Below are 19,725 nucleotides of genomic sequence, written 5' to 3'. Positions count from 1 at the left end.
GGGGACCGTGCACCTCGTCCGCGCATCGACGGGCACCGACGGGTCCCCGATCGCCGCCCCCGACGGGGCAGGCCCGGCGGTCCTGCGGGCCGGCGGCTCCACACGGCCCGCGCCTCGGCACACCACTCCCGCCCCCACCGGAGGCTCCCGTGTCGTTCCGATCCGCCCCGGTCCAGCAGGAGGACCAGCTCGACGAGACCGCCCTGCGGCGGCTGACCAACGGCGAGCTGGACCTCCTGTTCCGGTCCAGTCCCGCGGGCGAGCTCCCCGAGGGGCTCCTGGCCGGAACGGGGCTCCTGTTCCCGGGGACCCGCGCCTGCGGTCCGCTGGCCCGGCTGGTCCACGCGCTGGTCTGGCAGGGCAAGGAGACCGAACCCCCGGGCCGGTCGCTGCAGAACCTGGTCGGACCGCTGCGGACGAGGGCCATCCGTGCCCTGCTCTCGCACGACCGCTCCTGGGTCGACGGCGGCGAGTGCGTCCTCATCGACTACTCGACCACCTCCGTCGTCGCGCGCATGGTCCGCGACGAGGTCCGGCTCGTGGCGCCCGGCCTGTACCTGGGGGTCGTCTGGTTGTGGAGGCGCCGCGCCGGCTGGTTCACCCTCCGCCAGCACCAGCCGGGCCCCCGGCCGGCCTCGCGGGCGCGGGACCGCGGGCGGCATCCGGCCTCCCCGGGTCGACGGTGACACCGCCGCTCCGTCGCCCGCCGGGCCGCACGCCGGGGGCACGCCGTGAACCCCGGAGGTCCGTTCGCGTACTTCGTGCTGCGCCCGCTGAGCGACCTGTTCCTCTGGTCCTGGCGCGTGGAGCGCCGGATCGAGTTCCTGTACCGCCCGCAGGTCGACCGGTGGCTGCGCTCTCCACTGTTCTCACTGCTCCAGGCTCTGCAGAACGTCCTGCGCCGCAACGACGAGCGACTCGGTCTCGCCGAGGAGAAGCCGCTGCAGGACGAGGAGCGGTACACCCAGGAGATCATCGACGCGGCCAGCGCGTTCACCCGCGAGAACTGGCTCCCCGGTGGGGCCCAGCGGTTCGGGAACACCAAGACGTTCGGTGTCCTCCGCGGGGAGTTCACCGTGCGGCCGGACCTGCCGGCGGAGCTGCGGCACGGCCTGTTCCGGGAGCCACGGGCGTACCCGGCCTGGGTCCGCTTCTCCGGGCCCGGGCCGTTCGCGCCACCCGACCTGGAGGACCTCGGCCAGTGCTCGGTGGCGATCAAGGTCATGGGCGTGTCCGGCCCGAAGCTCATGCCCGACGAGGAGCGGACCCAGGACCTGATCCTCGTCTCCCCCCCGAGCTTCGTGACCCCGGACGTCCGCGAGAACTCGAGGATGCAGCGGTGGGTGCGGGCCAAGGCGCCCCTGGGCTACCTGCTCGACCCCCCGGGGCGGCACGTGCTCCACCTGGCGATGCAGCTGCTCTACAGCCCGGTGCACGCCAACCCGCTGGAGGTCCGGTACTACAGCAACGTGCCCTTCCTCCTCGGGGAGGGACGGGCCGTCCAGTACTCGCTCGCGCCCCGGTCCCGGCCGCGGACGAGGATCCCCGCCCACCCCGGCGAGAACTACCTGCGCGATGCCATGGTCCGGACGCTGGCCACCGGCGACTGGGAGATGGACTTCATGGTGCAGGTGCAGACCGACCCGCACCGGATGCCCGTCGAGGACGCCACGGTGAAGTGGCCCGAGCGTCTCTCGCCCTACGTGCCCGTGGCGACGCTGCGGCTCCCGGCCCAGCGGTTCGACGGCGATGCGCAGCTCGCCTTCGCCGACGTCCTGCGCTACAACCCCTGGCACAGCCTGCCGGAGCACCGGCCCCTCGGTAACTCCAACCGCGCGCGCCGCCGGATGTACGAGGAGCTCGCCGAGCTCCGCCAGTCGATGAACGCGGTGCCGCACGTCGAACCCGACGGCAGCGAAACGTTCCCGGACGGCGACCGGGCTCCGCGGCCGCCCCGACGGCCCGCCGCGTCGTCCGTTCCCGTGGCGACCCAGGGCTGAGGGAGGACCGGCATGCCGCAGCAGTCCGCGGTCACGGTGCTGGCCCCGCTCCCCCCGGAGCACCGGGACCGTGCCCTCGCCGCCCTGACCGAGCTGGCCGGCCCGGACCGGGGAGCCCTCGCGTTCGACCGGCTGGCCGGCCTGCACTTCGCGCGCATCCTGCTCCTCGAGGGGGACACGAGCCCGTCCGGCGCCGAGGTCGGCCCGGCCCTGCTCTACAGCGCCGACACGGACGGCTCCGCGGACGACCACGTCCGGGCGCTGGCCGACGTCTCGGGGAACGGTCTCGACCGTGCGTTCGGCCTGTGCAGCGGCTACCCGGAACGCTCGGACCCGGCCGGCCGGGCGGCGTGGCTCCGCGCGCACCGCGTCCCCGAGGCGGCCTTCTACGTCAACACCGCCGGGCGCGGCGTGTCCCAGGTCGTCGCCGAGGCGCGGCTCCGGGACGGCCTGGAGACCTACCTCGACGACCACCGGGACGCCGTCGCCGGCCTCGCTCCGGCGCAGGTCCACGCGGTCCTGCGCCGGCACGCGCTCACCGACCCGCGGCTGCGGTTCGGCACGGTGCCCGCGCGCCGACCGCCGTGGTCGTGGCGTGCGCGGGAGCTCGCCCACGCGATCGCCGTCCCCGTGCTCCTGCTGCCCCTGCTGCCGCTCCTCCTCCTCCTGCTGCCCGTCGCGGCCGTCGTGCTGCGCCTGCACGAGCTCCGGGACGAGCCCGACCGGACGAGGCCCGATCCCGCTGCGGTCGACCGCCTCCGGGCGGCCGAGGACCAGGTCGCCCACAACGCCTTCGCGGCCGTCGGGCACCTCAAGCCCGGGCCCTTCCGGGCGCTGCTCACCCGCGGCGTCCTCGTCGCGATCGGCTACGCCGTCCGTCACGTCCTCAACCGGGGCAGCCTGGCCGGCGTCAGGACGATCCACTTCGCCCGGTGGGTGTACCTCACACCGGAACGGATGGTCTTCCTGAGCACGTACGACGGCAGCCTCGAGAGCTACATGGACGACTTCATCGACAAGATCGCCTGGGGCCTGAACGCCGTCTTCAGCAACGGGGTCGGCTACCCGCCGACGGTCCTGCTCCTGTGGCGCGGCGCCCGGCAGGAGGACCTGTTCAAGGACCACCTGCGCAACCACCAGGCGCTCAACCACGTCTGGTGGTCGGCCTACGAGCGGCTCACGGCGCTCAACGTCGGCTCGAACGCCGCCCTCCGTGCGGGGCTGGCCCGACGCTCCCTGTCCGACGAGGAGGCCCGCGCATGGCTCGCGCTGCTCTGACCGGCCGCCGGCGCACCCGGGACGGTGACCCGGCGCCGGCGCCCGGCACCCGCCCCGCTCCCGCCGGGGCCAGGCCCGCCCCCGTGGCTCCTCCTCCGATCACCGGCAGGTCCGGGAGCCTCGACCGCGCCGACGTGCAGGGGCTCGTGGGCAGCGGCTACGGCCGCCTGCCGGAGGCGGTCTTCCTCGGCCTGCAGGTCGACGACGGCGCCGCCGGGCGGGCGCTGCTGGCCGACCTCCTCCCCGAGCTGACGAGCATGGCCGGCGCCCGGGGCAGCCGGGCGCTCAACGTCGCGGTGAGCCACCCGGGCCTGGCCCGGCTGGGCGTGCGGCAGGAGGCGCTGGCCGGCTTCTCGCTCGAGTTCGCCGGCGGGATGGCCACCCCGACACGCAGCGCCTTCCTGGGGGACGTGGGCGAGCAGGCCCCCGCCACCTGGGCGTGGGGCGGTCCGGACACCCCCCGGGTCGACGTCCTCCTGCTGCTCTACGCCCGGTCCGCGGCGGAGCTGACCGCGCACGCCGAGGACGTCCGGCACCGGTACCCGGCCGACGGCGTCCGGGAGGTCCTCGAGCTGCCCACGACGTCCCTGTCCCCCCGTGACCACCTCGGGTTCGCCGACGGGATCTCCCAGCCCGAGGTCGCCGGCCTGCACGGCCGCGGCGAGCGGGGCATCGCGCTCGGCGAGTTCCTCCTCGGGTACCCGAACGCCTACGGCCGGCGCGCCCGCGGCCCGCTCCTCCCGGCCACGGACGATCCCGGCCGCGTGCTGCCCCCCGCGCCCCGTACCGGGCGACGCGACGAGGTCGACCTCGGCCGCAACGGCAGCTACCTCGTCGTCCGCACGCTCGCCGTCGACGTGGCCGCCTTCTGGGACCACGTCGACCGCTGGGCGGAACGGACGGGCCTGCCGGCCGAGCAGGTGGCGGCCAAGATGGTCGGCCGCTGGCCCGACGGCACGTCGCTGACGGTCAGCGCCGACCACCCGCTCGGGGACGAGCCGGTCGACAACGACTTCCGATACCACCGTGACGGTGACGCCGCCGGTCTCCGTTGCCCGGTCGCGGCCCACGTGCGGCGGGCCAACCCGCGGGACTCGCTCGACCCCCGTCCCGGTTCGGCGGCCTCGGTGCGGGTCAACGACCGGCACCGGCTGATCCGCCGCGGACGGCAGTACGGCCCCCCGCCGGTGAGCCGCGACACCGCCCCCGGGACGGAGCCCGACGGGGAGCGCGGACTGCACTTCCTCTGCCTCAACGCCGACCTCGGTCGACAGTTCGAGTTCGTCCAGCACACGTGGCTGGACAACCCCGCCTTCGCGGGGCTGCAGGACAGCCCGGACCCGATCGCCGGCCACCACCCGCCGGGAGGGCACGGGGTGTTCCCCATCCCGGCCGATCCCGTCCGGCACCGGCTGCTCGACCTGCCGCACGCCGTGCGGGTCCGTGGCGGCGGCTACTTCTTCCTCCCCGGCATCCGGGCCCTCCACCACATCGCCTCGGGTCCGGCCTCCCCGGGCCCCGCTCCGGAACCGTCCGGCTGACCGCCGGCCGGGGCACCGCGGCTCCCCTCCGTGCGACACAGGGAAGGACTCCTGATGACCCAGCGAAGCGACGTCGCCCGCGTGCTGCTCGCCGGTGTCCGCCTGACGATGGGGACGGCGGGCCTGCTCGCGCCGGGCCTCGTCATCCGCCGGCTGGACATCGACCCGGCCAGGCAGCCCGGGATGCGCTACCCGCTGCGGATGTTCGGGATACGGACGGTCCTCCTCGGCGCGGAGCTGCTCACGCCGGACACCCGCCGCCGTTCCCACGCGGAGCGGCTGGCCCCGGTCGTCCACGGCAGCGACACCGTGTCGGCGTTCCTCGCCTGGCAGCTCGGTGACCTGCCGCGCCGCGCCGGGGTGATGGCCACCGCCATCTCCGCCGTGAACCTCGTGCTCGCCGTCGTCACCCTGCGGTCGCGCCCGCCGGAGCCGCCGCCGCGCCGCACCCGTGCGCTGCTGCGGCTCCGCTCCGGCTGATCCCCGCGCACCCCCGCGGGCGCCCGCCGGACGCCCCCCCCCGGCCCGAGACCCCCTGGAGGCAGACGTGCGAGCCCAGGTGCCGGCCGCCGTCACCACGCGGGTCGACGTCGGCCGCCCGTCCGTCGGTGCCGTGTCGCCGGGCGACCTCGAGATGGGGCGGCTCCGCGTGGACGACGCCCGGGGCGGCATCCGGTCCGGTCGGGCCCTGTCCGACGTGGAGGTGGGACGTGGACCGAGCGGATCGCGGCCGGCGTGACGACCCGGCCCCGGAGCGGGTCGGTGTCGTCATCGCGGGGGCCGGCGCACGCGGCGCCTACGAGGCCGGCGCCCTGTCGGTCGTCCTCCCGCGCCTGGCCGCTGCCGGGGTGCGCCCCCGGGTGTTCGTCGGGACCAGCGCCGGAGCGATCAACGCCACCCTGCTGGCGGCCGGCGCGCACCTGCCGGCCGAGGACCAGGCGGCCGCGCTGCTCGACGTGTGGCACGGGATCGGGCCGCGGGACGTGTTCGCGCCCCTGCTGACCTCGACCCCGCGCGCCGCGGGCACGTGGCTGGCGCAGCAGCTGGGCGTCCGCGGCGTGCGGCTGACCGGACTCGTGGACACGACCCCCCTCGCCCGGACCGCCGACGCCGTCGTCGACTGGCCCCGGCTGCGCGCGAACATCGACTCCGGTGCGTGCCGAGCGCTGGCCGTCGCCACCACGTCCGGCCGCAGCGGTCGGACGGTCGTGTTCACCGACCTGCCTCCCGGCGTGTCCGTGCCCGAGGACGACCAGGACCGGGCGGTCGACTACGTCGCCGCGCCGATCGGCAGCGCGCACGTGCGGGCCTCGGCCGCCATCCCCGTCGTCTTCCCCGCGGTCGAGGTGACCGGACCGCCGGAGAGCGCCGGCTGGTACCTCGACGGCGGGGTCCGCCTGAACGCCCCGCTCAAGCCCGCGCTCGACCTCGGCTGCGACGCCCTCGTGGTCGTGGCGGCCCACCCGGACAGCTACGCCGGCGACGCCGGCGCGCCGCACCACGAGCGGCCCGACGTCGACGACGCCCTCGTGATGCTCCTCGACGCCGCGTTCGGCGACCGGATGGTGGAGGACCTGCGGACCCTGACCAGGGTGAACGAGTTCGTGGCCGCCGGCGGCGCGGGCGGGGCGTCAGGACGGCGGCGATCGGTGGTGCCGCACCTGTTCGTCGGGCCGCCGGAGCGCGCCACCCTCAGCCGCCTGGCCGCCGAGGTGTACCGGGCGCGCTTCACCGGCCTCCGGGGCAGGATCCGGACGCTGCGCGAGCCCGACCTCCCGCTCCTGGCCCAGGTCCTCGGCGGCGACGGCCCCCGCCGCGGGGACGTCCTCAGCTACCTGCTCTTCGACCGCGAGTTCATCGCGCGGGCCGTCACGCTGGGTCGGGAGCAGGCCTCCGCGCTCCTCGCGGGCGCGGCGCCCGTGCCGTGGCGGACCACTGCACGGGAGGACCGTTCCGCGCCGGTGTCGGCGCCCGGCCAGGAGCCCGGCGACACCGGCGAGGGCGGCGCGCGCCCCGTCCCCCAGCCGCGGTCGGCACCCGCCGGTGCGCCGTCCCGGCCCGGAGGTGTCGTGTGAAGGCCCCCACCGCTCCCGTCACCGCCCTCCCCGTCGGCTCCGTCGACGTCCGGGAGGTGACCGCGGGCCCGCCCGAGGTGGGCCGGCTGGTCCTCGGCTCCGCGCACGTCGACCTCGGCACGGTGCCGTCCAGGCCGGAGCCGCCCGCCGGCGGGATCTCGGCGGTCACCCGACGGTCCGGCTGCAGCTCCAGGTCGACGGTGACCCGCACGTCGCGGTGTGACGGGGGTGAGCCGGACCCGCCGGGGGGCGTCACCGGGCTGCAGGACGTCGTCGACCGCGTCCGGGACCGCTCCCTGGCGCGCGCGGCGCGGGCCGGCACCCCGGCGGGGCGGAACGCACCGCAGCGCGTGAGCGAGCCGGCCCACCTGGGCCCGCTGGACGGGTGACGGCGCCGGCGCCGCCCGAGAGATCGAGCTCCCCGAGGAGATCCCCATGACGAAGTCCACGTCCACCACCCCCGGCGCGACCTCGAACGGCTACCGGCCGGGCCTGCCGTGGCGGATCCAGCGCGCGGTGGCCACGGCCCTGGACCGGAGCCGCGGCTGGGACCGCCTGTCCCTGCCCCTCGCCATCGCGGTGCTCGCCGGGCTGCGGGACTCCCTGCGGCGGCACAACCTGGTCGACACCTCCACGCTGCCCACGACGGGGTCCCCGGCGCTCCCCCCGTTCGACCCGCGGGTGCTGACCGAGCGCACCGTCGACGGCAGCTACAACGACCTGCGGGCACCCGCCGCGGGGACGGTCGGCGCGCGGTTCGGGCGCAACGTCCCGCTCTCGGCCGTGTCCCGGCCGACGCCGGCCGAGGTCCTCGAGCCCAGCCCGCGCGAGGTGAGCCGGCAGCTGATGACCCGCACCGAGCTGATCCCCGCCACCTCGGTCAACGCACTCGTCGCCCCCTGGCTGCAGTGGATGATCCGTGACTGGTTCAGCCACGGGAAGAGCCCGTCCGACGACCCGTGGCAGGTCGAGCTGGCCGACGACGACCCGTGGCCGGAGCGGCCCATGTCGATCATGCGCACCCCCGAGGACCCGACCCGTCCGGACACCTCGCCCCCGCGGACGTCGGTCAACACCTGCACCCACTGGTGGGACGCCTCGCAGGTCTACGGCACCACGGCCGAGCAGCAGAAGGAGATCCGGACCTTCGAGGGCGGCAGGCTGCGGGTCGAGGCCAACGGGATGCTGCCCACGCCCAGGAGCAACCACGCCACCCTCGAGGAGCCGGGGTTCTGGCTCGGGCTGGTCCCGCTGCAGACCCTGTTCACCCGCGAGCACAACGCCGTCTGCGACATGCTCGCCGGCGAGTTCCCGCACTGGGGTGACGAGGAGGTCTTCCAGCGCGCACGGCTCGTCGTCGCCGCGCTCATCGCCAAGATCCACACCGTCGAGTGGACACCCGCCGTCATCAGCCACCCCGCCACCGTGGTGGGGATGCGGGCCAACTGGTGGGGGCTGGCCGGCGAGCGCCTGAGCCGGGTGTTCGGCCGGCTCAGCGACAGCGAGGTGGTCAGCGGCATCCCCGGCTCGCCGACGCAGGACTACGGGGTCCCGTACTCGCTGACCGAGGAGTTCACGGCCGTCTACCGGATGCACCCGCTCGTGCCGGACCTGTTCGACCTGAGGTCGCACGAGGACGACCGGCGGTACCGGGAGGAGCCCTACACCCTCCGGGAGCTCGCGGGCCCGGAGTCCCTGCCGATCCTCGAGAGGGTGCCGGTGGCCGACTTCCTCTACTCCCTCGGCACCGAGCACCCGGGTCTGGTCACCCTGCACAACTTCCCCAGGTTCCTGCAGGAGTTCGTCCGGCCGGACGGCCGGGTCATGGACCTCGCCGCCGTCGACGTCCTGCGCCACCGGGAGCTCGGCGTCCCGCGGTACTGCGAGTTCCGCCGCCTGCTGCGGCTGCGGGCGCCCGCGACCTTCGAGGAGCTGACCGGCGACCCGGACCTCGCACGGCAGGTGTCGCGGCTCTACGGCGGGGACATCGAGAAGGTCGACCTCATGGTGGGCCTGTACGCCGAGCGGCTGCCGGAGGGGTTCGCGTTCAGTGACACCGCGTTCCGGATCTTCATCGTCATGGCCTCGCGCCGGCTCAACAGCGACCGGTTCCTGACGCGGGACTTCACCCCGGCGGTGTACACGGCGCCCGGGATGCGGTGGCTGGCCGACAACTCGATGGCGTCGGTGATCCTCCGGCACCACCCGGAGCTGCGGCCCTCGCTGCGCTCCGCCCCGAACGCGTTCACGCCGTGGCAGCGTTCCGGCGCGGGGTCCTGAGGGGCGCGCCGGGACGACCCGGCGGGACGCCGGGCTGCGCGACGCCGGCGGGCGGTGGCCGGCCGGCGAGGAGCAGCGCGCCGCCGCCCGGGACGCCGTCGACCGGAGGAACCGACCCTCGCCGACACCTCCGCGGCCCTGGAGGAGCGCGAGGGCCGGCTGCAGCAGCGGGCGCCGAGGTCGCCGGGACGAGGGGCCACCGGAACTCGTCCCCTTCGAGTCCCGGGCGCTCCGGCCCGCGTCGGCGCAACAGGCCGACCTCACCCTGCGGCCGCCGGCGAGCCGCGAGTACCGGATCGGCTCGTTCGGCGACAGCGACGTGGTGCTGGTCTCGTTCGAGGTCGTCGACGGCTCGCCGCGGTACCTCGCGGGCGACGACGACAGCGGCGGCGACAGCGGCGGCGACAGCGGCGGCGACCGCAACGCGCTGATCGAGGCCGAGCTCCTCGAGGGCAGGACCTACGTCGTCCGGCTCAGGCTCTCCTGGTCGACCGCCTCCGGAGGCACTGCCGTCATGTACTGGTGACGGCCGGCCACCTGCGGTCGGTCCGAGCACCACGAGCGCCGGGGCCGGTGTCCGGGCGGCGGCAGAGGACGCCCGTGCACCGCACGAGTGCCCGGGCCGTCGATGCCGACCCGTGGACGCCGAGGGCGATCCGGTGCCACGGGCGTCGCTCGCGGTGGTGCTCGCCGCGTCTCACCTCGGGCCGGTGGCGGACCGGAGGAAGGACCGCAGCCACGCGTGGACGGCATCGGCCACGGCGGCCGGTGAGGAGGCCACGGCCACGGTGACCACCGCGTCGTGCCCCGGTCCCCACCACGGGCCGGGGGTGCTCAACCGTGCACGGAAACCCCCGGTCCCCTCCTCCAGCCACACGCGAACGACGAGCACGTCGCTCCGGTCGTCGTCCACGTGGTCACCGTCCCCGGGTCAGGCACCGAGGATCGCCGGCGGGCGTCACTGCGTCGTCACGACGCCCCGGGGCGACGGCCCGGACGGGGTCACCGGACGGCGGTGGGCGCCCGTGCCGGCAGGCTGCCGATGCGCAGCGGCATGATCAACCGCTCCATCAACGGGCTCGGGGGCACTCCGAGCTCGCGCGCGAGCAGGTCGCGGAAGGCCTCGTAGGCGCGCACCGCCTCGGCCGTGTTGCCCTCGGCGAGGTGGACCCGGACGACGGCGCGGTGGGCGCTCTCCCGCAGCGGTTCGGTCCCGACGGCCGCGTACGCCGCCTGGACCGCGTCGCCGTGACGACCGGCGTCCGCGAGCTTGTCCGCCAGTGCTTCGAGGGCGTGCAACCTCAACTGCCGCAGGCGTTCCCGGGCGAGGAGGACCCAGTCGTCGTCCCACCCGGGCAGCAGTTCAGCACGGCTCCCGACGGCCGGGGGGAGCACGTCGTCGACGACGGTGTCGGGGTCCAGCGTCCGTCGTGCCCAGTCCGTGAACTCCCGCACGTCGACACGCACGCCCTCGGCGAGCCCCAGCGCGCCGCCCGACACGTCCACCAGGCCGGGAACCACCTTCTGCACCCGCCACAGCGCAGAGCGCAGGCTCCCGTGGGCGTGCTCCTCGGGGACGTCGGGCCACAACTGCCCGGCGATCGCGCTACGACAGGGGTGTCCCCCCAGGCTCAGGTGGGCGATCAGGCGCTGGACGCCCCGCGGGAGGTCGTCCACAGCGGTGGCGGAGCCGCCGCGGGAGCACTCCAGGGCGAACCCGTCGAGGAGTGCCACACGGGCCGCCGGGGCAGGGTCCACGGGTCGCCCCTCTCGTGGCGCCTGCTGGCCGTGCGACCGGCCAGCCGGGAGTGTCAGCACCGAGATCCATGGTCTGGACGCGGGCGGGACGGTGTCAACGACGTCCAGCGCGGCCGCTCGCCGCCCGTCGTGGCCCCTCGAGGTGCTGCACCGTCAGCGTCGGGAGCGTCACGCTGCGTGCACTGGTTGCGCCGCGAGCGGCCGACGGCACCGGTCGCCCGGCCCGTGCCCTACGGAGCGTCCGGAGGCAGGTCGGCGCCCGGCCCGAGGAACCCGGTCAACCACGTCTGCACCAGTGCGAGCACGTCGCCCGGTGACGAGGCGACCCCCACGGTCGCCTCCTGCCCCGCGGCAGCTCCGGGGGACGTCTGCACGCTGGTGAGGCGTGCCCGGAACACGTCGTCCTCACCCTCCAGCCACACCCTGACGAGCAGCGAGGCGCTCCGGTCCTGGCGCACGGTCACCGTCCCTCCCTGTCGTGACGCAGCGTCACGAGGAGTCTCGTCACCGTGGCGCATGGAGCAGCGATCTCCCGCCGATCATGCCTCGCCCCGTGACGGGTCGTGAGGACGCTCACCCGAAAGGACGCAGGGGCCACACGCGGCGGACGGTCGCGCCACGACGGGAGCGACCCGGTCCCGCGGCGGCGGTCCTGCGGACGCTCGGCGGCTGCGGCCGCGCCTCGCGGAACCCGGGGGCCCGATGGCGCCGTGGGGAGGCGTGCCGGGCTCGGCGTCGTCAGCGCTCGTGCGTCGCCTCGCCCGTCCCCCGACCCCCGAGGTCGGCACCGCCCCGGTCCGGGTCGCGCCCCGCCGACCCCTCGCGGCGCTGCGCGGGCAACGCCCGGCGGACCCAGGGGACGTGCTGGACCAGCCGGGTCATCTGCGGGGTCGGAGGCACACCCAGCTCGTCCTCCAGCATGGTCCGGAAGGACTCGTAGGCCCGGACCGCCTCGACCACGTTCCCCTCGGCCAGGTGGATCCTCATCACCACCCGGTGGGCGCTCTCGCGCAGCGGTTCGGCACTGACCGCGGCGTGGGCCGCCAGCAGGGCCTCGCAGTACCGGCCGGCGGAGGCGAGCCGGGCCGCCACCGCCTCCAGCGCCTCGATCCGCAGCTGACGCAGCCGCTCGCGTTCCAGCAGGACCCAGTCGTCGTACCAGCCAGGGAGCAGCTCGCCGAGGAGGACCGTGTCCGGCAGGGCGACGTCGTCGGCTCCTCCGGACGGCACCACCACCCGCCGCACCCAGTCGCCGAGGTCCCGGACGTCGACGCGGACGTCCGTCGCGAGGTGGAGGGCGCCCCCCGACACCTCGATCAGGCCGGGTGCCGCCTTGTTGAGTCGCCACAGCGCCGACCGCAGGCTCCCGTGCGCGCGGTCCTCGGGGACGTCGGGCCACAGGTGACCGGCCGTCGCGCTCCGGGTCGGCCGGCTGGACAGGCACACGTGCGCCACCAGGCGCTGCACCGCGTGGGGCAGGTCGTCGGCGACCGGCCGGCGCCCGCGGCCGGGCAGGTCGAGCTCGAACCCGCCGAGCAACGTGACGCGGGCACCTTCTGAACGGTCCACGGGAGGGCTCCTTCCTCCGAGGACGGGGAACGGTGGGGAGTCGGCGCCGGGGCCGTGCGCCCCGGCGCGGCCGCCTCTCGAGGACGGCGCGGAGGGCCACGGCAGGGACCGACCGTGGAGGAGGGCGCGACGACGGGGCGGTCGACGACAGGGCGGTCGGCGTCGGGGCGGTCGACGACAGGGCGGTCGACGACGGGTCCCGGAGGTCCCGCCGGGTCGGCGGCGACGGCGTGGCAGCGCAGCCGGCGCCCGCAGGTGAGGGGGCAGCCCGCGCGTGTCCGGGAGGCCTGGACCTCCCGGTCCCGTCCGGACCGGCCGGGGGATCAGGTGGCGCGGCTGGGTCGCGCCTGCCCGACCTGCTGGCGTCCTCCGGGGCCGGTGGATCTGACCGGCGGCTGCACGACTCCGAACGACATGACTCCCCCTGGACGCACGCAGGACAGATGCGGGAGAGCAACGCTAGTGACGGCAGGACGTCGGGACCGTACGCAGTTGTGCGTATTGAGCACCGACGGTGATGCCCACCTGGACCCGCGACGCGGCGGAAGCCGGGCGTGACACAAGGCCCTAGCGCAACGGCACCGGCGGAATACGCTCCGTCGCGTGTCGCGTGCCACGACGTGTCACGCCGCGTGGCTGGAACTCGTCGGCGACCTCCTCCAGGGCCAGCCCGGCGCACGGGACTTCCCGCACGCGCGGGTGGCCGGACTGCTCCAGGAGTCCTTCGACGCGGCCTGTTGCTCGCTGCACGCCGTCGACGGCGCCTGGGTGGACCACGTCGTCGCCGGCTGGCCCGAGGGCTACCTGCCGCGGGTGCCGTCGCTCGGCGTCCTGCCCGACGCCACGACCCACCCGCTCATCCGCTGGTACTCCGTGACGGGCAGCTCCGCAGCCCAGGTCCTGGGCCGGGTCCCCCGCGAGGTCGCACCCGCCGCCATGACCGCCGAGTGGTCGGCGTTCGCCCGCCACTTCGGGATCACCCACCAGCTCTCGCTGCCCCTGCGGGTGGGGAACGGGATGGAGGCGTACGTGGTCAGTCGTCCCGACGACGACTTCACCGACGCCGACGCCGGCCTGGCCACCCTGGTCCTGCCGGCGTTGACCGCGCTGGTCCGCCAGCACCGGGTGCTGCTCGACGTCCCGGCATGGCGTTGCGACCGCGTCCGTGCGGCCGGCCTGACCGAACGGGAGTTCGCCGTCCTGACCCTCCTCGGCGAGGGTCTCACCGCCCAGGCGATCGCCCACCGCCTGACGGCCTCCCCGCGGACGGTGCAGAAGCACCTGGAGCACCTGTACCGCAAGCTCGGCGTGCGGGACCGGCTGATGGCGGTCCAGCGAGCCCGCGACGCCGGCCTGCTGGCCCGGCCTCCCGGGTCCGGCGGACCCCGCGGGACCACGGATCCCGCGCCGCTGGTCCCCCACCCCCGCGGCGAGGACCACCACCTCGCCGCGCCGGCGTCCAGGAGCGGGGTCCGCCGCCGCCCCGCGGGATGACGTCCCGGCAGCAGGCTCCACTCCCCCGGGAACCGCACCGGGGACGCGCCGCCGGTCGCACCCGGGTCCGCTCCGCCGTCCTCCCCACGGACGACGGAGCGGGCCCGGCGGGCGGGCGCCCCGGTCCAGGCGACCGTCGCGCGCGCGGCCTCGTCGATCAGCCGCGCGGCGACGTCGGGCCGGGAACGGTCACGGCGTGGGAGGCGTCCACCTCCACGGCGTGCGACGCGGCGCTCGGCTGGCCGGCCTTCCGCGTGGCGCCGCGCTGACGGTCCCGCCCGCTCCCCGACCCGCGTCCTCCGGGCGGACCGCCCGTCCGCGGCGAGGGGATCACGCGCCACGCCGTCGCGGCGGCGACCGCGAGGATGACGGCGGCGCCGATCGACGTCACCTGCATGGCCCAGGTGAAGGACTCGCGCGCCGTCGCGAGCACCTCGCCGTCCCCCAGCACGGAGTCCGCCCGGGCGAGCGACTCGCGCACCGCTCCCCCGAGCCCCTCCGGCAGGTGGGCGCGGTACAGCACCGTCTGCAGCGACCCGAGCACCGCGATGCCGAGCGCGGCGCCGAGCTCGTAGGACGTCTCGGACAGCGCCGAGGCCGTTCCGGCCCGGTGCGGCTCGACCGCCCCCACGGCGGCATCGGTGCTCAGCGTGAAGGCGATCCCGAACCCCGCACCGACGGCGAGCAGGGCGGGCACGAGCCAGACGTACCCCGGCATCCCCTCGGCACCGGCCAGCGCCAGCATGCCGAGGGCCGACAGCCACAGGCCGCTGCCGACGGCCCGCCCGAGCCCGAGCCCGGCCACGAGCGGAGGCACCACCACGAGCACGCCGAGCGCGGCCAGCATGAGGGGCAGCTCCTGCAGGCCCGCCTGCAGCGGGGTGGAGCCCCGGACCAGCTGCAGGTACTGCGAGAAGAAGAACAACAGCCCCGTGAGCGCGGTCAGCGCGATCAGCTGGGTGGCCAGCGCGCCGGCGAAGGCGCGGTTGGCGAACAGCCGCACGTCGACCAGGGGGGAGGCGATCCGCCGCTGCCGCCGCACGAACGACGCGGCCACGAGCACGCCGAGGACCGCGGTCGCGCCCGCGACGGGGGTGAGCCCGTGCCCGGCGACCTCCTTGACCGCGAAGACGACGGTCAGGACGGCGACCACCGACTGGGCCGCCCCAAGCACGTCGAGCCTCCCGGGCCGGGGGTCGCGCGACTCGGGCAGGAGGAACCAGCCGCCGACCAGGAGCACGGCCACGACCGGCAGGTTGACGAGGAACACCGAGCCCCACCAGAAGTGCTGCAGCAGGACGCCCCCGACCAGCGGACCGAGCACGGCGCCACCGGAGGCGCCGGCGCTCCACAGCGCGATGGCCCGCGTGCGCTGCCGCGCGACCGGGAACAGGTTGCGGATCAGCGACAGCGTCGAGGGCATGAGGGTCGCGGCCGCGATCCCCTGGGCGGCGCGTGCCGCGATGAGCGTGGCGGGGTCCGTGGCGATCCCCGCGACGGCGGAGGCGACGCCGAAGGCCAGGGTCCCGACGAGCAGCACCCGCTTGCGGCCGAAGCGGTCGGCGAGCCCGCCCATCAGCACGAGCAGGCCGGCGAGCAGGAAGCCGTACACGTCACCGATCCACAGGACCTGCCCGGCCGTCGGCGAGAGGTCCCCGGTCAGCGCGGGGACGGCGAGGGTCAGCACCGTGCTGTCGACCGACAGCAGCACGACGGCGAGGACGAGCACCGCGAGCGCAGCCCACTCACGCGGACCGGCGGGCCGGTCCCCGGCTGCGGGGGCGACGGGCGGACCGGTGACGGACGTGCGGGCGGACACGAGGGAGAGCGTACCGACCAGACGGTCCGTTAGTCACGGACCTAGGCTCGGGTCACAGTCGAGGAGGTGCACGTGCCCGGACCCGTGCGGGACGCCGCGCGCACGCGGCGGGCGCTCCTGGACGCCGCCGGACGCTCGGTCGTCGTCCACGGCGCCGCGGTGAGCCTGGACGCGGTCGCCCGCGAGGCGGGCGTGTCCAAGGGCGGCCTGATGCACCACTTCCGCAGCAAGGACGAGCTGCTCACGGCGCTGGCGGACGACCTGTTCGACCGCTTCACCCGCTCGGTCGAGGACCGCGTCGACCCCGGGGACGACGAACCCGGGCGGCGGCTGCGGGCCTACGTCCACGCCACCTTCGACGACCTCGAGGCGGGGGCGGACGCCGTGGAGCTGGCCACGCTCCTGGCCACCCTCGGCTCGTTCCCCGAGGCGGCCCGCCGGTCCCAGGAGCGCTACCGCCGGTGGAACGAGACCCTCGTCGAGGACGGCCTGGACCCGCAGCGCGTGCTCGTGGTGATGCGCGCCTGCGACGGCGCCTCGGTCGCCCACCTCTTCGAGGGACCGGCCGATCCGGAGGAGCTGTCCACCGCGCGCAGCCTCCTGCTCGCCCTCACCCGCGGCGAGGGACCGCTCGCCTAGCCGGTCCGAGCGCCTCGGCCGACGTCGTCCCCCACCGGCACGCACAGCACCGGGCGGTCGGAGAGGTGCAGCAGCTTGTGCGACACCGACCCCAGGACGGCGCCGCGCAGCGGGCTCTCGCCCCGGGTGCCGACGACGATGACCCGCCCGTCGTGCCGGTGCGCGGCCTCGATGAGCGCCTGGGCCGGCTTCTGCGACAGCACCTCCACGACCGTGCGCACGCCGCTGCGCTCCGCCTCCGCGACCGCGTGCGCCACCGCGGTGCGGCCCATGTCGGCCAGCGCCCGCTGGTGGGCCTGGAACTCCTCCCCCACGCCGCCGGGCGGCTCGACGCCGTACACCAGGACGAGCGGCTCCCCGAAGCGCGCGGCCAGCGAGATCGCCATGGCCAGGGCCGCCCGCGACCCCGGAGACTCGTCGTAGCCCAGCACGATGCTCACCGCAGGTCCTCGTCGACGTCGATCCGCTCGCCGGCGATCCCGGGGCGTTCCTGCCAGTAGCGGCTGTCCCGCGTGCGCCAGACGACCATGAGGACGAGGCCGAGGAGGAAGATCCCGACGCCGATCACCAGCGGCGGGCCGACGCCCAGCCAGGCCTGGCCGGTGTAGGAGTTCTCCGGGTCGGCGAGGTCGCGGATCGACAGCACGAGCAGCCAGACGAGCAGCCCCGCCCCCACCAGCGGCCCGACGCCGATGAAGACGAACGCCGACAGGCTCCGGGTCAGCTGCCGGCGGTGGTAGACGGCGCAGGCGACGCCGGTCAGCGCGTAGTAGAAGGCGATGAGCAGCGAGAGCGCGGTGATGGAGTCGAACAGCGCGTTCTCGCTGAGCAGGGTGACGGCGACGAACCACACGCTGGCGATGACGCCGACCCACCAGGTGGAGACGTCGGGGGTGCGGTGGCGCGGCGAGACGTGCCCGAACCGGCGCGGCAGCGCGTGCCGCCGGGCCATGGACAGCCCCGTCCGGGACGCCGGGAGGATCGTCGTCTGCGTCGACGCGATCGCCGCGGTGGCCACCGACAGGAGGACCACCCAGTCCCAGCCGCCCATCACCTCGGTGGACAGCAGGGCGAAGATCGCCTCCTCCTCGTCGGCGTTGTCGGCGAGGAAGTCGGTGCCCGCGAAGGCCAGGACGGCGACCGCCACGGCTACGTAGGTGACCAGCAGGACGACGGTTGAGACGATCGCGGCGCGGCCCGGCGTGGTGGTGGAGTCGCGGGTCTCCTCGGTCAGGTTCACCGCCGACTCCCAGCCCCAGTAGGCGAAGACGCCGAGCAGCAGCCCGCCGGAGAGTGCCGCGCCGCCGGCGCCGAAGGGGTTCAGCCAGCTCCAGTCCGGGTCGAGCCCGCCCAGCGGGCTGTCGCCGCTCACCCCGCGGTGGATGGCGACGGCGGCGAAGACCAGCAGGGCCACGGTCTGGGCGAGGATCAGCGCGTTCTGCAGCCGCGCCGACAGCTCGGTCCCGAGCACGCAGATCCACGTCATCAGCAGGATCAGCGCGACGGTCAGCACGAGGACGACCGCGGTGTTCTCCGCCAGCGAGTCCAGGTCCAGCGTCCGCAGCGTGAAGACGACGCCGACGTTGGCGAGCGACCCGATGATGAGGACGCCGGTCATCGTGATCGCCCAGCCGCCGATCCAGCCGGCCCACGGCCCCATCGCCCGGGTGACCCAGGAGAACGTCGTCCCGCAGTCGGGGTCCACCCGGTTGAGCGCGGCGAAGGCCGACGCGATGAGCAGCATCGGCACGAAGGAGGCGAGCAGCACGCCCGGAGCGCTGACCCCGGTGAGCGCCACCAGCGCGCCGATGATCGCGGCCAGCGAGTAGGCCGGCGAGGTGGAGGCGAGGCCGATGACGAGCGCGTCGAGGAACCCGATGGCGCCCGGGCGGAGGGTCGCCTCGCCCGCGGGACGGGCGACGGCCTCGGGAGGGTCCGGCTGCATGCGACGGTTATGGCAGTTGCGGCGGCCCCGGACAAGGGTTTGCCGGTTCTGCGACCTGGTCAGGCAGCGGAACCCGTCGCTACGGTGACCGCCTCCCGTGGAGGTGGACATGCGCATCCTGCTGGTGGGCGCCGGCGGCGTCGGCACCGCGGTGGCGGCCATCGCGGCGCGCCGCGACTTCGTCGAGCGCCTCGTCGTCGCCGACTTCGACCCGGCCCGGGCGGGGAAGGCCGTCGCCGCGACCGGCGACGCGCGCCTGCTCGCCGCCCGGGTCGACGCCTCCGACGAGGCCGGCGTCCGGGCCCTGGTCGGCGTGCACGGGTGCGACGTCGTCCTCAACGCGACCGACCCCCGGTTCGTCATGCCGCTGTTCCGCGCGTCGCTGGCGGCCGGCGTCGACTACCTGGACATGGCGATGTCGCTGTCGCGCCCGCACCCCGAGCGGCCGTACGAGGAGACCGGGGTGAAGCTGGGCGACGAGCAGTTCGCGCTGGCGGCCGAGTGGGAGGCGGCGGGGCGGCTGGCGCTGGTCGGCATGGGGGTGGAGCCGGGCCTGTCCGACGTGTTCGCCCGCTACGCCGCCGACCACCTGTTCAGCGACATCGACGAGCTCGGCGTCCGCGACGGCGCCGACCTGACCGTGCGGGGGCACGCGTTCGCGCCGTCGTTCAACGTCTGGACGACGATCGAGGAGTGCCTCAACCCGCCCGTCGTGTGGGAGCGGGACCGGGGCTGGTACACCACCGAGCCCTTCAGCGAGCCGGAGGTCTTCGACTTCCCCGAGGGCATCGGCCCGGTGGAGTGCGTCAACGTGGAGCACGAGGAGGTGCTCCTCATGCCGCGCTGGGTCGACGCCCGCCGGGTCACGTTCAAGTACGGCCTCGGCGCGCACGTCATCGAGGTGCTGCGGGTGCTGCACGAGACCGGCCTGGACTCGACCACCCCCGTGCGCGTGGGCGACGTCGAGGTCGCGCCGCGCGACCTGGTCGCCGCGGCCCTGCCGGACCCCGGCTCCCTCGGCGACCTGATGACCGGGCGGACCTGCGCGGGCCTGTGGGTGAGCGGCACGGGCACCGACGGGCGGCCCCGTCGGGTGTACCTGTACCACGTGGTCGACAACGCCTGGTCGATGGCCGAGTACGGGTCGCAGGCGGTGGTCTGGCAGACGGCGGTCAACCCCGTGGTGGCCCTCGAGCTGCTCGCGACCGGGCGGTGGCGCGGCACCGGGGTGCTCGGCCCGGAGGCGTTCGACGCCGTTCCGTTCCTGGACCTGCTGACCTCCTACGGCTCGCCCTGGGGCCTGCGCGAGGGCGGCTGAGCGCCCGCG

General features: G+C 75.4%; 18 protein-coding genes. 12 read left to right on the top strand and 6 right to left on the bottom strand.

The features are described from left to right. Positions 1 to 149: 149 nt before the first annotated feature. The 9 genes from JD79_RS16705 to JD79_RS16665 all read left to right on the top strand — a co-directional run bounded on the left by JD79_RS16705 (position 150) and on the right by JD79_RS16665 (position 9,700). Positions 150 to 686 (top strand): hypothetical protein, encoded by a 537-nt coding sequence (locus tag JD79_RS16705; protein ID WP_245900160.1) that lies wholly within the window; start codon positions 150 to 152, stop codon positions 684 to 686. Positions 687 to 731: 45 nt separating this feature from the next. Beyond that, the gene (locus tag JD79_RS16700; RefSeq protein WP_211308021.1) at positions 732 to 2,000 is read left to right on the top strand and encodes a catalase family protein; all 1,269 of its coding nucleotides are present in this window, start codon (positions 732 to 734) and stop codon (positions 1,998 to 2,000) included. 12 nt (positions 2,001 to 2,012) lie between these two features. Further along, positions 2,013 to 3,278, top strand: a complete 1,266-nt coding sequence (locus JD79_RS16695; RefSeq protein WP_110006437.1) for a hypothetical protein — start codon at positions 2,013 to 2,015, stop codon at positions 3,276 to 3,278. Between the two features lie 83 nt (positions 3,279 to 3,361). Continuing rightward, positions 3,362 to 4,819, top strand: a complete 1,458-nt coding sequence (locus tag JD79_RS16690; RefSeq protein WP_211308020.1) for a Dyp-type peroxidase — start codon at positions 3,362 to 3,364, stop codon at positions 4,817 to 4,819. A 54-nt stretch (positions 4,820 to 4,873) separates the two neighbouring features. Further along, positions 4,874 to 5,299 (top strand): hypothetical protein, encoded by a 426-nt coding sequence (locus JD79_RS16685; protein ID WP_110006436.1) that lies wholly within the window; start codon positions 4,874 to 4,876, stop codon positions 5,297 to 5,299. A gap of 230 nt (positions 5,300 to 5,529) precedes the next feature. Next, positions 5,530 to 6,894 carry a patatin-like phospholipase family protein gene (locus JD79_RS16680; RefSeq protein ID WP_146220474.1) on the top strand — a complete coding sequence of 455 codons (1,365 nt, stop codon included), beginning with the start codon at positions 5,530 to 5,532 and terminating at the stop codon, positions 6,892 to 6,894. After that, a complete protein-coding gene (locus tag JD79_RS16675; RefSeq protein WP_110006434.1) occupies positions 6,891 to 7,283 on the top strand; it encodes a hypothetical protein in 393 nt (130 codons plus the stop codon). Before JD79_RS16680 ends, JD79_RS16675 begins: the two co-directional genes overlap by 4 nt. A 46-nt stretch (positions 7,284 to 7,329) precedes the next feature. Next, positions 7,330 to 9,174 carry a peroxidase family protein gene (locus tag JD79_RS16670; protein WP_110006433.1) on the top strand — a complete coding sequence of 615 codons (1,845 nt, stop codon included), beginning with the start codon at positions 7,330 to 7,332 and terminating at the stop codon, positions 9,172 to 9,174. 319 nt (positions 9,175 to 9,493) lie between these two features. Further along, a complete protein-coding gene (locus JD79_RS16665) occupies positions 9,494 to 9,700 on the top strand; it encodes a hypothetical protein (RefSeq protein WP_110006432.1) in 207 nt (68 codons plus the stop codon). Positions 9,701 to 10,176: 476 nt separating this feature from the next. Here JD79_RS16665 and JD79_RS16655 read toward each other — a convergent pair whose 3' ends face one another. The 3 genes from JD79_RS16655 to JD79_RS16645 form a co-directional block, all read right to left on the bottom strand. After that, positions 10,177 to 10,932, bottom strand: coding sequence for an AfsR/SARP family transcriptional regulator (locus tag JD79_RS16655; RefSeq protein ID WP_110006430.1), 756 nt, complete (start codon positions 10,930 to 10,932; stop codon positions 10,177 to 10,179). A 230-nt stretch (positions 10,933 to 11,162) separates the two neighbouring features. Continuing rightward, positions 11,163 to 11,396: a hypothetical protein gene (locus JD79_RS16650; protein ID WP_110006429.1), complete on the bottom strand. Its 234-nt coding sequence runs from the start codon at positions 11,394 to 11,396 to the stop codon at positions 11,163 to 11,165. A gap of 274 nt (positions 11,397 to 11,670) precedes the next feature. Continuing rightward, positions 11,671 to 12,501, bottom strand: a complete 831-nt coding sequence (locus JD79_RS16645) for an AfsR/SARP family transcriptional regulator (RefSeq protein ID WP_110006428.1) — start codon at positions 12,499 to 12,501, stop codon at positions 11,671 to 11,673. Between the two features lie 603 nt (positions 12,502 to 13,104). On the opposite strand from JD79_RS16645, the gene JD79_RS23145 reads away from it, so the two are divergent. After that, on the top strand, positions 13,105 to 13,995 hold the full coding sequence (locus tag JD79_RS23145) for a response regulator transcription factor (protein ID WP_110006427.1): 891 nt from the start codon (positions 13,105 to 13,107) through the stop codon (positions 13,993 to 13,995). 157 nt (positions 13,996 to 14,152) lie between these two features. Here the strand turns inward: JD79_RS23145 and JD79_RS16635 are convergent, their stop codons facing one another. Beyond that, complete coding sequence (locus tag JD79_RS16635; protein WP_110006426.1) at positions 14,153 to 15,814, bottom strand: MFS transporter; 1,662 nt, start codon at positions 15,812 to 15,814, stop codon at positions 14,153 to 14,155. Between the two features lie 72 nt (positions 15,815 to 15,886). Here JD79_RS16635 and JD79_RS16630 point away from each other — a divergent pair, with 72 nt between their 5' ends. Next, on the top strand, positions 15,887 to 16,453 hold the full coding sequence (locus tag JD79_RS16630) for a TetR/AcrR family transcriptional regulator (protein ID WP_170149244.1): 567 nt from the start codon (positions 15,887 to 15,889) through the stop codon (positions 16,451 to 16,453). Here the strand turns inward: JD79_RS16630 and JD79_RS16625 are convergent. Together JD79_RS16625 and JD79_RS16620 are read right to left on the bottom strand one after the other, a co-directional pair. After that, complete coding sequence (locus tag JD79_RS16625; protein ID WP_110006424.1) at positions 16,450 to 16,893, bottom strand: universal stress protein; 444 nt, start codon at positions 16,891 to 16,893, stop codon at positions 16,450 to 16,452. The two genes, JD79_RS16630 and JD79_RS16625, sit on opposite strands and share 4 nt — an antisense overlap. After that, complete coding sequence (locus JD79_RS16620) at positions 16,890 to 18,398, bottom strand: APC family permease (RefSeq protein WP_110006423.1); 1,509 nt, start codon at positions 18,396 to 18,398, stop codon at positions 16,890 to 16,892. Before JD79_RS16620 ends, JD79_RS16625 begins: the two co-directional genes overlap by 4 nt. A 109-nt stretch (positions 18,399 to 18,507) precedes the next feature. Here JD79_RS16620 and JD79_RS16615 point away from each other — a divergent pair, with 109 nt between their 5' ends. Continuing rightward, entirely contained in the window at positions 18,508 to 19,716 is a 1,209-nt protein-coding gene (locus JD79_RS16615; protein WP_110007792.1) for a saccharopine dehydrogenase family protein, read from the top strand. Positions 19,717 to 19,725: the final 9 nt, after the last annotated feature.

The organism is Geodermatophilus normandii, assembly GCF_003182485.1.
GTDB classification, from domain to species: Bacteria; Actinomycetota; Actinomycetes; order Mycobacteriales; family Geodermatophilaceae; genus Geodermatophilus; species Geodermatophilus normandii.
The sequence above is the reverse complement of the archived record's forward strand: the minus strand, read 5'-3'. Positions and strand labels throughout refer to the sequence as shown.

Excerpts from the sequence above, each read along its gene's own strand:
- JD79_RS16695 (WP_110006437.1), top strand. The coding sequence starts at position 2,013 with ATGCCGCAGCAGTCCGCGGTCACGGTGCTGGCCCCGCTCCCCCCGGAG.
- JD79_RS16685 (WP_110006436.1), top strand. The coding sequence starts at position 4,874 with ATGACCCAGCGAAGCGACGTCGCCCGCGTGCTGCTCGCCGGTGTCCGC.
- JD79_RS16620 (WP_110006423.1), bottom strand. The coding sequence starts at position 18,398 with ATGCAGCCGGACCCTCCCGAGGCCGTCGCCCGTCCCGCGGGCGAGGCG.
- JD79_RS16670 (WP_110006433.1), top strand. The coding sequence starts at position 7,330 with ATGACGAAGTCCACGTCCACCACCCCCGGCGCGACCTCGAACGGCTAC.
- JD79_RS16615 (WP_110007792.1), top strand. The coding sequence starts at position 18,508 with ATGCGCATCCTGCTGGTGGGCGCCGGCGGCGTCGGCACCGCGGTGGCG.